Genomic DNA, 13,319 nt, shown 5'->3' on the forward strand with positions numbered 1-13,319 from the left:
TCTAACCTCATCATGAGCGTAAATAATTCAATATCATTCTTGGCTATCGATTTAGGCGCCAGCAGCGGTAGAGCCATACTGGGAACCATGCAGGACGACAAGTTGGAGTTGAAGGAAATAAGCCGCTTTCCCAATCCGATCATTGAAATAAACGGTCGTTTATATTGGGATTTGTTTCATTTGTACAATCAAATAATAGAGGCATTGCGGGAAGTTAAATCACATAAGTTACCTGTCAAATCGCTGGGTATTGATACATGGGGGGTAGACTTCGTTTGCTTCGGGAAGGACGGTGAGCCGTTGCGTATGCCTTATAGTTATAGGGATCCCCACACAATGGATGCTCCGACACATTTTTTCACCAAGATTCCCAGGGAAGAGGCATATAAAAAAACAGGAATTCAGATCATGAACTTCAACACGTTGTTCCAATTGGATACCCTGCTAAGAGATAATTCACCTATCTACCCCATAATCAATAAGATATTATTTATGCCGGATGCGCTTTCTTATTTATTGACAGGAGAAATGGTCACTGAATATACGATCGCCTCCACGGCACAAATGCTCAATCCTTACACAAAACAGTTCGAAGAGTCATTCCTCAAAGCCTTGCAACTGAATAGTAATCACTTTGGCATGCAAGTATTTCCGGGATACAAAATAGGGAATATATCTTCTTCCGTACAGCGCCTTACAGGATTACAGGATTTATCCGTCGTTGCCGTAGCCGGTCACGATACCGCCTCGGCAGTTCTGGCTACACCGGCAAGAAATGAAAACTTCGCTTATCTAAGTTCGGGAACATGGTCGCTGATGGGGATAGAATCGGAAGAGCCTGTCATCAACGAAGAGACTTTTGCATTGAATTTCACCAATGAAGGGGGAGCGGACGGATCAATCCGCCTGTTAAAAAATATCTGTGGAATGTGGTTGATTGAGCAATGTAAAAAGGAATGGGAAGATAAACAAACCGTGAGGTATGAGGAGATAATGGCTGCAGCAAAACAATCAACACCATTTCAATGTTTTATCAATCCCGACTCACCCTGCTTTGCAGCTCCCCGCTCTATGACCACCGCCATACAGACTTATTGTAAAGATACAAACCAGCCTATTCCTCAAACAATGGGAGAAATAGCCCGTTGCATTTACGAAAGTCTGGCTTTCCGTTATAGACAGGTTTTAGCAAATCTGCAAGAATTGGCCACATTCCCTATCGATACTGTACATATTATTGGAGGAGGCGCCCAAAACAAACTACTCAACGCCTTTACGGCAAATGCTATCGGCATGCCGGTAGTAGCAGGACCGTCGGAAGCTACGGCGATGGGAAATATTTTACTGCAGGCTAAAGCCGCCGGCATAGTCCACAATAAACAAGAGATGCGCCAAATCGTACGGAATTCTGTTGATCTTGACATATTCGAGCCCGAAGATAGAGTACTATGGAATAATCACTACAATGATTACTTAAGTGTTTACAGGGAAATATAGATGATTCGGTGATGTGATGATGATTGAATGTAAAAATAAAATAATCGTATGAAAGAAGAACAATTGAAAAAAGCGTATGAAGATGCAAAAGCACAATATGCATCCTTAGGAGTAGATGTGGAGCAAGCCATGGAGAAACTGGACAATCTCTCCATATCCATCCATTGTTGGCAAGCAGATGATGTTTTGGGATTTGAAAATCCGGGCGGCGGGCTTTCCGGCGGTATTCAAACAACCGGCAACTATCCCGGAAGAGCCAGGACAATAGAGGAGTTACGAAACGATCTGGAGAAGGTGGTCTCATTAGTTCCCGGCACACACAGGATAAGCCTCCATGCCATTTATGGCGATTTTGGAGGTGAGTTCGTGGATCGCGACCGGATTGAACCGAAACATTTCCAATCATGGATCGACTGGGCAAAGAAAGTAGGTGTGAAACTCGATTTCAATTCAACCTTCTTCTCCCATCCTAAAAGTGAAAGCGGATATACCATGTCGCATTTCGACCCCGAGATCAGGGAATTCTGGAAAGAACACCTCCGCCGTTGTCGACGCATTGCCGCAGAGATGGGACGCCAACAAGGGGATCCTTGTGTCCATAACATCTGGCTCCCCGACGGAGAGAAGGATAAAACCGTTTCCCGCTTCGCCCACAGGCAACTCTTAAAAGAAGCCCTCGATGACGTTCTTTCTGAAAAGATCAGTACCGATTATCTAAAAGATTGTATGGAATGCAAGCTATTCGGTATCGGCAGCGAGAGTTATGTGGTGGGATCACATGAATTTTACATGGGATACACAGTAAAAAACAATATGATGCTGACTCTCGACGCAGGACATTTCCACCCAACCGAGGTAATTTCTGACAAAATCTCTGCCATATTGAATTTTGTTCCGGAACTGAATCTGCATGTGAGTCGCCCGGAACGCTGGGACAGTGATCATGTGGTAATCCTGACCGATGAGCTAATGGCTCTCTCTCAGGAAATTATCCGCTCCGGACAAGCCGACCGTGTGCATGTCGGTCTTGATTATTTTGATGCGGCCATCAATCGTCTGGGTGCTTATGTAGTAGGTATCCGCTCCACACAAAAAGCCATGCTGCAAGCGTTTCTCGAACCGACTGAAAAGCTGAGGGAATTCGAGAAGCAGGATAAGAATTTCCAACGGATGGCTTATCTGGAAGAATTGAAATCGATGCCTTGGAATACTGTTTACAACTACTATTGCCTGCAGAAGAAAAGGCCTATCGGTGACGCATATATCAATGATATCCAGGAGTATGAAGACAGGGTAACCTCTAAACGAGTCTAAACGATGAATACAATTCTGGGGTTAATCATTATTGCTGTGGGAAGTATGGGCCAATCAAGCTCATACGTCCCCATCAATAAAATAAAGGAATGGTCGTGGGAAAACTTCTGGCTGATGCAGGGAGTTTTCGCATGGCTGATCTTCCCTCTTTTGGGGGCAGTCATGGCCAATAATCCTTCCGATTTAATCGGAATTTATACCGCCAACGCCTCTGCCTCATGGCAAGCTATAGGTTACGGAATACTTTGGGGTGTAGGAGGATTGACTTTTGGATTGAGTATGCGTTTTTTGGGCATTGCTCTCGGTCAATCAGTAGCTTTGGGAACCTGTGCCGCTTTCGGTACAATTATTCCTGCGATGCTTACCGGTACGGATCTTTTCTCGCCCAAAGGATTGGTTTTATTGTTAGCCGTTGCCGTCACCCTGGCAGGTATCGCATTGGTTGGGTATGCCGGAAGCCTTCGTTCGAAAAATATGTCCGAAGAAGAAAGAAAAAAAGCAATCAAGGATTTTGCACTCAAGAAAGGACTTCTCATCGCGTTGTTTGCAGGCGTAATGAGTGCCTGTTTCAATCTGGGATTGAGTGCAGGAGCACCGGTAAAGGAAGCATCCATTGCAGCAGGAGCAAAAGGACTATTTGCACAGAATCCCGTCACGCTGCTGGTCACCATTGGCGGATTTATAACCAATCTGGTTTATTGCCTCTATATGAACCGGAAAAATAAAACCGGTGGTGAGATAAAACGTTCATCGCGACCTGTTTTAATAAATAATCTTCTGTTTTGTGCACTGGCAGGACTTCTCTGGTACACCCAGTTCTTCGGATTGGGTATGGGACAGAGCTTCTTTGAACCGGGCAGCGTGATGATGGCATTTTCATGGAGTATACTGATGTCACTGAATGTAGTTTTCAGCAACGTATGGGGTATTATCCTGAAAGAATGGAAAGGTGCAGGAAGAAAAGCAGTCTTCTTCCTGGTCATCGGTATGGCGGTATTGATATTCTCTTTGGTGATACCTAATATGTTTTAGCTTATAGATTTTTTTTTTATCTTTCGACCACAATAGAAATAAAAGGCAAATCTAAACGGAGAAAACATGAGATACAATGATTTCGGCATTGATTTTAAATACCTTTTGGTCAATGAAAGGGATAAAAAATTCGGATTGACTGTCAGCACAGTGGGTTTTCAACCCATAACGCCTAATATGGTCTATCCTTCCACCGATCATCCTAAAAGTTACTACTTCACTCCCAATAGCGGGAGAGTATTATCAGAATATCAGATCGTATATATCAGTAAAGGAAAAGGCGTCTTCTCCTCCGATGCCACTAAAAAGACGAATATTGCCAAAGGGCAGGTCATTTTCCTTTTCCCGGGCCAGTGGCATACCTATTGCCCGTTGAAAGAAACCGGGTGGAACGAATATTATATCGGCCTTGAAGGAAAAATCATTGATGATATTGTAGAGAATGGGTTCATATCTCCGGAGAATCAAATCCTGAATGTAGGTGTGAACGAAGATCTTGTGAACCTGTTTTCTACAGCCATCAAAGTAGCGAAAGAGGATAAAACGGCAGCCCAGCAGAATCTGGCAGGGATTGTGTTTAATATCTTAGGAACCATTCTCTCGCTGGCACAAAACAGAAATTTCGAATCGAAGGAATCTGCACAAAAAATTGAACGGGCAAAAGTCATTATGATCGAAAATATTCATAAAGATATTGACATCCAAGGTATCGCCACGAATTTGGGAATCAGCTACTCTTTATTCAGGAAATCATTCAAAGAGTATACCGGTTATGCCCCCTCACAATATTTTCAAGAGTTGAAATTAAGAAAAGCGAAAGAATTACTGGCTGAAACCAATTATTCAATAAAGGAGATATCTTACGAGTTGAATTTTAGTTCCTATGAATACTTTTTATCATTTTTCAAAAAAAGAGTCGGAGTCACCCCTATGGAATACAGAAATGCGGGAAGGGTAAAATATAACAACAGCTAACATCAGTCATACATGGGCATAAAAAAAATAATATTACTCATGTCTTTACATTTTTTCTTATTGACTGTTGTTCATGCACAGAAGCAATCTGTTCCTCATGGATTAACAGTTAATCTGTTATCCCGGACCGGAAAGGTGTACCTGAACGGTTATCCGTCCACTACACCCATAGAAAAAGCTGTTTCACAAAGGGAAAATTTCCAGTTTACAGAGATAAGTGCCCGGGTGCCATTCTTCGGATGGATAGTGCCCGCACAAAAAGAAAATACTCGGCAAACAGCTTATCGGTTACTGGTTGCTTCCCGGAAGGATTTCTTACTGAAAGATTCAGCTGATCTGTGGGATTCGGGAAAAGTGGATAAAAACAGTTCTGCCAATGTTCTTTATAGCGGTAAACAACTTGCACCGGGAAAGGTCTATTTCTGGAAAGTGAAAACGTGGAATCAGCAGGGTGAAGAATCAGGGTTTTCTGAAATTTCAGCTTTTAAAACAGCCGAGGAACTAACTGATTACGCCACAGACCGATACCCGATACAGAAACAAGACGAATATCCCGTAAAAATCAACAGGATTGGCGAGATCCGTCATTTTGCCGATTTCGGGAAAGCAGCTTTCGGCAGAATCAGGGTGAATCTCTATTCTGATACCGGAACCGACAGTGTAATCATCCACTTGGGTGAAACAGAAAAAAACGGTGCAGTGAACCGCTCCCCGGGGGCTTCAATCCGTTACTCCCAATACAAGATCGGATTGAATAAAGGGTGGAAAACTTATCTGGTCACCATTCGTCCCGATAAAAGAAATACCGGAGCACAAGCGGTACTGATGCCTGAATATATCGGGGAAGTAACTCCGTTCCGCTATTGTGAAATTGAGAATTATAACCATCCATTACAGGAAAAGGACTTGGTAAGGGAGACAGTTTTTTATCCGTTCAACGATTTCGACTCTCACTTCCATAGTTCCGACACCATACTCAACCAAGTGTGGGATATCAGCAAATACTCTATTAAAGCGACCTCTTTCCTCGGCATATATGTCGATGGGGACCGGGAAAGAATTCCCTACGAGGCGGATGCGCTAATTAATCAACTATCACATTACGCTGTGGCACGCGACTACAGCATGGCGCGATACACACATGAATACCTCATCCGGAAACCGACATGGCCGACCGAATGGCACCTACAGTCTGTTCTCATAGCATGGGAGGACTATATGTACACCGGTAATACACTCTCTTTGGCACATTTTTATGAAGACCTTCAGGCAAAAACCCTGATGGCGCTCTCCGATGAGAATGGATTTATCAGTACACGTACCGGGAAGGTAACGCCGGAAGTACTTCAATCAGTCCATTTCAACGGGGAAATACGTGATATTATCGATTGGCCCCATACCGGCATTCTCGGGTTGGAGAAGGAAGAAGGCGGTGAAACCGATGGATTTGTCTTCACCGATATCAACACGGTAGTCAATGCTTTCCATTACAGGACGCTGGTTTTGATGGCGCAAATCGCGGAAACATTGGGTAAGACAGATGACCGGAAGTTTTATGACAAACGTGCCGCCAAACTAAAGCAATCTTTTAATACATATCTTTTCGATCACAAAAGAGGCGTGTATATGGATGGCATCGGAACGAATCATGCGTCACTTCATGCCAATATGTTCCCGCTTGCTTTTGGGCTGGTGCCCGAAAAACAGATCGACGGGGTATTGAAATTTATCCGTTCCCGTGGGATGGCCTGCAGTGTTTACGGCTCACAATTCCTGCTTGACGCCATCTATGATGCCAATGATCCGGAATACGGATTGCAGCTACTGACATCTACCGGAGAAAGGAGCTGGTACAACATGATCCAGGTAGGTTCCACGATCACATTGGAAGCATGGGACAACAAATACAAACCTAACCAGGATTGGAATCATGCCTGGGGTGCCGCGCCTGCCAACCTCATTCCGCGAAAACTAATGGGTATCGAACCGCTGGAACCGGGATTCCGTAAGATCAGCATCAAGCCACAGCCGGGTCCACTCAAATCGGCCGAAATCAAACATCCCACTATTCGAGGCGATGTAACGGTCAGTTTCACCAATAATCCCGGACAGTCGTTCCGGCTTGAAGTGGATATTCCTGCCAATACAACCGCAGAGATATACCTCCCTTTCTATACCGGAAGCCAAACTATATATATCAATGGCCAGTCGGCGAAATATATACAAAAAGGAAATTTTTCAGTTATGGAGGATGTTGGCTCAGGAAAATGGACTTTTGTAGTAGAACGTTGAATAAAAATTTACGATCATCATTCAATTATCATTTAACTTATTTCTTGAATAAATATAATGTCTAATGAAGTTTTATAATTTCTCTCTTTTATTATTTATCATACAGATTTTTCTTAATTGCACGGGTAAAAATCATCATTCTGAGTTCAATATACAATTGAAAACAAGCGACGGAGAATCTGTCGCACTTGGAGATCCGTTTGTATACAAACATAATGGAACTTATTATATGACCGGCACTTCTAATCCCGACAATGGCTTCGATTACTATATCTCAAATAATCTTACAACATGGGAATATAAAGGGCCACTTTTTCGTCCTTCTGAAAATCATTTTGGGGAAGAATTCTTTTGGGCGCCCGAGGTGAAATATTATCAGGGAAAGTTTTATCTCACCTACTCATCCCTTGACAAGGAGAGTGGTCTTCTCCTCTCCGCATTGGCCGTAAGCGACAAGCCGGAAGGGCCATTCAGTGAACTTTACGCACCCTGGTTCAATATCGGGAAATCTGCCATCGATTGCCATATATTCGTGGATGATGACCGGAATCAAACACCATATCTCTTTTTCAGTCAAAATGGAGTAAAGGATAATTATTCCTATGGGAAAAATTACGCTGTGCGCTTAACTAAAGACTTATCAGGATTCGAAGGTGAACCGGTGCTTGTGGGTGAAGCCTCACAGGAATGGGAGAAAGTGGACTATGCAACCAACCGGTGCAATGAAGGTATTTTTGTATTAAAATATGCAGGGAATTATTACATGACCTATTCAGCAAACCACACTTCTTATAGTCATTACGGGATTGGAACCGCGAGGGCTGAACATCCACTCGGTCCATGGATCAAGGACGAAAATAATCCCGTACTCTCCACTAATGAAAAGATGCGTATTTCCTCTCCCGGGCATTCCTCCATAGTAGAATCATTCGACGGTAATGAGTTGTTTATTGTATATCATGCACATCGAGATTTCGATGCGCCGAAGCCGACGGATGACCGCATTGCATATATAAGCAAACTCTATTTCAATGAAGACGGAAACCTCCGTATAGAAAAAGAATAAAATAAAAAAATATACAACCATATGAAAAATATTTTTATCACCCTCTCTTTCGCGCTATTATTTACAGGAAGTATCCATGCGCAAAAAAATGTCCTGACTGAAAATTTCCGGAATAATCTGGACAAGGATGAAATTACGAGGAGTTACATCACCCCTGTGAAAGTCGTATGGCAATCAGACAATAAAAATCAACAGGTAAAAAATACGGAAGTGCTTCTTACAAAATTCGACGGGCAATTATCCACTAATGGATCAGGCATGTGCGTACTGCGGTCGGATGACGAAGCACAGGCATCCATACTACTAGATTTCGGAACGGAGATATATGGAGGAATAGAAATAGCCGCCGCGATAAGGGAAGAAAAGAAAGCGTTGAAAGTCCGTGTACGCTTAGGTGAATCGGTTTCCGAAGCAATGAGTAACGCGATAGACAATAGTGTACCGGGGATGAATTCTGCCACCAATGACCACTCGTTAAGAGATTATACGCTGGAGATACCCTGGCTGGGCACTGTGGAGGTGGGAAATTCCGGATTCCGATTTGTCAGGATAGACCTCTTGGACAAGGATGTCAACCTGCCGATACGGTCTGTAAGAGGAATCTTCCGGTACAGGGACATCCCTTATTTGGGTTCATTCAAATGTGATAACGAACAACTGAATGAAATATGGGAGACGGGAGCCTATACCGTCCACCTAAATATGCAGGAATACCTGTGGGACGGGATAAAGCGTGACAGGTTGGTGTGGCTGGGAGATATACATCCGGAGATCATGACCATCAGCACCGTGTTCGGTGATCAGGAAGTGGTGAGGAAAAGTCTTGATTTCGGAAGGGACACCACTCCCCTGCCCGGATGGATGAACGGCATTTCCTCCTACTCACTATGGTGGATCATCGCCCATCGCGATCTCTACCTCTATAACGGAGACTTGGATTATTTGAAAGCGCAACAGCCCTATCTCTCCGGGTTGCTCAATCAGATCATTTCAAAAATAGATAAAAACGGCAAGGAAAATCTTGATGGAGGGCGCTTCCTTGATTGGCCCACGGCTAATGAGAAGGATGTTATCCACGCCGGTCTCCAATCCCTGACGCTTATGGCCATGGAAGCCGGAAAGGATATTGCCGGATGGCTGAACGACGGTGAAATCAGCAAACTATGTGCAGAAACAGCCGGATCATTGAGAAAACATCGCCCGGTTGATCATGGAAATAAACAAGCCGCTTCACTACTCGCTTTGGCCGGTATATTGTCTCCTACCAAGGCATCCCCGGTCATACTCAACAACGGAGCCAATGATTTTGCCACCTTCTACGGCTATTACATGCTGGAGGCATTGGCTAAAGACGGTAAATACCGGGAAGCGATGGATATTATTTCCGATTATTGGGGCGCGATGCTCGATTTGGGCGCCACCACCTTCTGGGAAGATTTCAACTATGCCAAACGCGTGAATGCCACCCCTATCGACCAACTACCCGAACCATCGAAGTTCAATATCCACGCCGATGGCGGTGACCATTGTTATGTCGGCCTCAGGGCCAGCCTCTGCCATGGATGGGCATCGGGACCTACTGCTTGGCTGACCGCACACGTACTGGGTATCCAGGTCGTGGAGCCGGGCGCTAAAGTAATCCGAATTCAACCCAATCTGGGCGACCTCTCTTTTGCAGAGGGCACATTCCCTACACCATATGGTATTGTGACAGTCAAGCATGTAAAACAAGCCGACGGCAAAATAAAGAGTGAAGTAGATGCGCCAAAGGAGATAAAGGTTGTAAGATGAATACTAAAACATCATCATATGTAACAATTGTTGATAAAATGCCCCATATAAGTAAAATATAATCCAATGAAGATCACTCATTATCTTACTATATCACTTCTTATCTGTGGATCATGTACATATAATCCAGAAATAAGATCAGAGCAATTATCTGCTGCATTAGAAAATGGATTTGTAATTCCGCCCGATTCAATCCAGACCAGTGTCTATTGGTACTGGATCTCCGATAACATTTCGAAAGAGGGTGCTGTAAAAGACCTGCATGCCATGAAGGAAGCCGGGATTAACCGTGCTTTTATCGGGAATATTGGGGTGGACGACCTCCCTTTCGGGAAGATCAAAGTATTGAGCGACGAGTGGTGGGAAATATTGCATACCGCATTGAAAACGGCTACGGAACTGGACATAGAGATTGGCATTTTCAACTCTCCCGGCTGGAGCCAATCGGGTGGACCATGGGTCAAACCTGAACAGGCGATGCGTTATCTCGCCTCCTCGGAAGTAGTGGTGAAAGGACCCCGGAAAATAACACAACCGCTCGAACAGCCACATGAGATGTTCCAGGATGTGAAAGTCATCGCCATCCCGTCCATAAACGGAGAAGGGATGGTATTGAATAGTAACAACGCCAAAATTGTGGCATCTCCCGTCATCTCCAACCTATCGGCGTTGACGGATAACAATCCCCGGACCGGTATCAATTTACCCGGCAATAATATGGCAATCACCTTTACAACGGACAAACCGTTTACTGCCAGAAGCCTGACTATCCAGACAACCCCCTCGCCCTTCAAGGCAGATGCCGAACTACAGGTAAAAGGGAATAATAACGAGTTCAGCACTGTATCCCGATTTGTGATTAACAGGTCAAATCCTGCTCTCAACGTCGGCTTCGATCGCTATGCACCGGTCACGATCTCTTTACCGGCCACCTCTGCTTCGGAATTCAGGTTGGTATTGAATTACCATCCGCAGAACGCGGGACTAGCGGAAGTGAACCTGAGCGCCATCCCCCGTGTGGAACGCTATAGTGAAAAAATATTGGCAAAAATGCATCCTACACCACTACCCTACTGGGGCGATTATATGTGGGCAGATCAACCGGAAGTGGATGACAAGTCGCTGATGATCACGGCCGATCAGGTGCTTGATATCTCCGACAAGATGTCTCCCGACGGAACATTGAATTGGGACGTGCCGGAAGGAGAATGGAAAATATTACGTATGGGGATGACTCCCACACAGGTAACCAACGGCCCTGCCTCACCCGAGGCGACCGGCCTCGAGATAGACAAAATGAGCAAGGAATGGGTTGCCGTTCATTTCGACGCGTTTATCGGTGAAATACTCAGGAAAATCCCGGAAGCCGACCGGAAAACATTCAAGGTGGTCGTGCAGGACAGCTATGAAACCGGAGGCCAGAACTTTACCGATGGATTCTTGGAAGAATTCAAAGGAAGATACGGTTATGACCCTCTTCCCTACTTGCCGGTCTACAGGGGGTATGTGGTGAACAGCCCACAGGAATCGGACCGGTTCTTATGGGATTTAAGGAGAATGATAGCGGACAAGGTGGCATATGATTACGTGGGTGGTCTGAGAGACGTAAGCCACCAATATGGATTGACCACCTGGCTGGAGAACTACGGTCATTGGGGATTCCCCGGAGAGTTCCTGATGTATGGCGGACAGTCCGATGAGATCGGTGGGGAGTTCTGGAGCCAGGGTGAACTGGGTGATATTGAAAACCGGGCGGCTACCTCTGCCGGGCATATCTACGGAAAAACCAAGATATCCGCCGAATCCAACACATCGGGCGGTCCTGCCTATTCACGCTATCCGGCGATGATGAAACAACGTACCGACCGCTTCTTTGCAGAGGGAATCAATAACACCCTGCTGCATCTCTATATCATGCAACCTTATGAAGATAAGAATCCGGGAGTGAATGCCTGGTTCGGAAATGAATTCGACCGTAAGAACACATGGTTCTCACAAATGGATCTCTTTTCACAATATCTTAAACGGTCGAATTTCATGTTGCAACAAGGGCTCAATGTGGCCGATGTCGCCTATTTTATCGGTGAAGATGCCCCCAAAATGACAGGCGTGGCAGATCCTCCCCTACCGATAGGCTACCAGTTCGATTATATGAATGCCGAAGTAATCATCAGGGATATGACGGTGAAGGATGGATTGGTAACCCTACCCCATGGTACGCAGTACAAGGTCTTGGTTCTCCCGAAACAGGAGACTATGCGGCCGGAGTTATTGGCAAAAATCAAGGAACTGGTTTACCAGGGAGCCATAGTACTCGGGGCGGCGCCAGACCGCTCCCCCAGCCTCCAGAACCAACCGGAAGCCGACCGGCAGGTCCGGGAAATGGCCGCAGAATTATGGGGTGAAGTGGATGGTGTAAACGTGAAAAGCAGAAAATATGGAAAAGGGGAGATTATGAACGGACTCACCCTGGAAGAGGTATTTGGCATGATCCAACTCCCACCCGATTGCAAACTGCCCGAAGACAATTCCATTCATTACGGCCATAGGTCGCTGGGAGGTATTGATATTTACTTTATCTCCAACCAGACCGGGGAGGAGAAAATTATCCATCCTGAATTCAGGGTAACCGGAAAACAGCCTGAATTATGGGAGGCAACCTCCGGATCGATCCGTACCCTCCCTGCTTTTGAAATAAAGGCACAAACAACCTCCGTACCAACCAAACTGGCTCCGTATGAAAGCGTTTTCATGGTATTCAGGGAGAAAGCCAAAAAGAGTAACCTAACTGATATTCAGGATAATTATCCTGCTCCTAACGTCATTGAGGATTTAAAAGGCCCATGGAGTGTCAGTTTCAACCCCGCATTCAGGGGACCTGCCGAACCGGTGATCTTTGAAACGCTTCATGACTGGACCACATCATCGGATGAATCCATCAAATACTACTCGGGGACGGCACATTACAAAATCAAGTTCTCTATGCCGGAATCCAAAGAGAATAAGGCTGTCGAAATCGACTTGGGCAATCTCACCGCAATGGCAAAAGTGAGTGTGAATGGCAGTTACGCGGGTGGTGTCTGGACCTATCCCTACAAACTCGATATCTCTGATTTTGTGGAACCGGGAGAGAATGAACTGGAAATCGAGGTGGTCAACAATTGGATGAACCGTCTGATCGGTGACCAACAGCTCCCTGAAGCACAAAGGAAGACATGGTGCTTTGTAAATCCATATAATGCAAAGAGCCCGTTACAACCCTCCGGTCTTTTCGGTCCCGTAACCATCCAGTCGGTGAAGTATTGAGAATGTAAAATTCCTAAAGTCTTGGTTCTTGGTTCTAAAAATCTTG

8 protein-coding genes are annotated in these 13,319 nt (G+C 45.1%); all 8 read left to right on the top strand.

Annotated elements, in window-relative coordinates; genetic code table 11:
* Nucleotides 1-12 precede the first annotated feature (12 nt).
* The 8 genes from B4G81_RS06670 to B4G81_RS06705 all read left to right on the top strand — a co-directional run bounded on the left by B4G81_RS06670 (nt 13) and on the right by B4G81_RS06705 (nt 13,273).
* Nucleotides 13-1,497 (top strand): rhamnulokinase, encoded by a 1,485-nt coding sequence (locus tag B4G81_RS06670; RefSeq protein WP_294081208.1) that lies wholly within the window; start codon nt 13-15, stop codon nt 1,495-1,497.
* Nucleotides 1,498-1,545: 48 nt separating this feature from the next.
* Nucleotides 1,546-2,811, top strand: a complete 1,266-nt coding sequence (locus B4G81_RS06675; RefSeq protein WP_294081209.1) for an L-rhamnose isomerase — start codon at nt 1,546-1,548, stop codon at nt 2,809-2,811.
* Nucleotides 2,812-2,814: 3 nt separating this feature from the next.
* Nucleotides 2,815-3,843 (top strand): L-rhamnose/proton symporter RhaT, encoded by a 1,029-nt coding sequence (gene rhaT / locus B4G81_RS06680; RefSeq protein ID WP_294081210.1) that lies wholly within the window; start codon nt 2,815-2,817, stop codon nt 3,841-3,843.
* Nucleotides 3,844-3,909: 66 nt separating this feature from the next.
* Complete coding sequence (locus B4G81_RS06685) at nt 3,910-4,818, top strand: AraC family transcriptional regulator (protein WP_294081211.1); 909 nt, start codon at nt 3,910-3,912, stop codon at nt 4,816-4,818.
* Between the two features lie 39 nt (nt 4,819-4,857).
* Nucleotides 4,858-7,110 (top strand): alpha-L-rhamnosidase C-terminal domain-containing protein, encoded by a 2,253-nt coding sequence (locus B4G81_RS06690; protein WP_294081212.1) that lies wholly within the window; start codon nt 4,858-4,860, stop codon nt 7,108-7,110.
* 157 nt (nt 7,111-7,267) lie between these two features.
* On the top strand, nt 7,268-8,176 hold the full coding sequence (locus B4G81_RS06695; protein WP_294081213.1) for a glycoside hydrolase family 43 protein: 909 nt from the start codon (nt 7,268-7,270) through the stop codon (nt 8,174-8,176).
* Between the two features lie 21 nt (nt 8,177-8,197).
* A complete protein-coding gene (locus B4G81_RS06700; protein ID WP_294081214.1) occupies nt 8,198-9,967 on the top strand; it encodes an alpha-L-rhamnosidase C-terminal domain-containing protein in 1,770 nt (589 codons plus the stop codon).
* Between the two features lie 66 nt (nt 9,968-10,033).
* On the top strand, nt 10,034-13,273 hold the full coding sequence (locus B4G81_RS06705) for a glycosyl hydrolase (protein ID WP_294081215.1): 3,240 nt from the start codon (nt 10,034-10,036) through the stop codon (nt 13,271-13,273).
* Nucleotides 13,274-13,319: the final 46 nt, after the last annotated feature.

The sequence above is a fragment of the Proteiniphilum sp. UBA5384 genome (assembly GCF_002410825.1).
Lineage (GTDB): Bacteria > Bacteroidota > Bacteroidia > Bacteroidales > Dysgonomonadaceae > Proteiniphilum.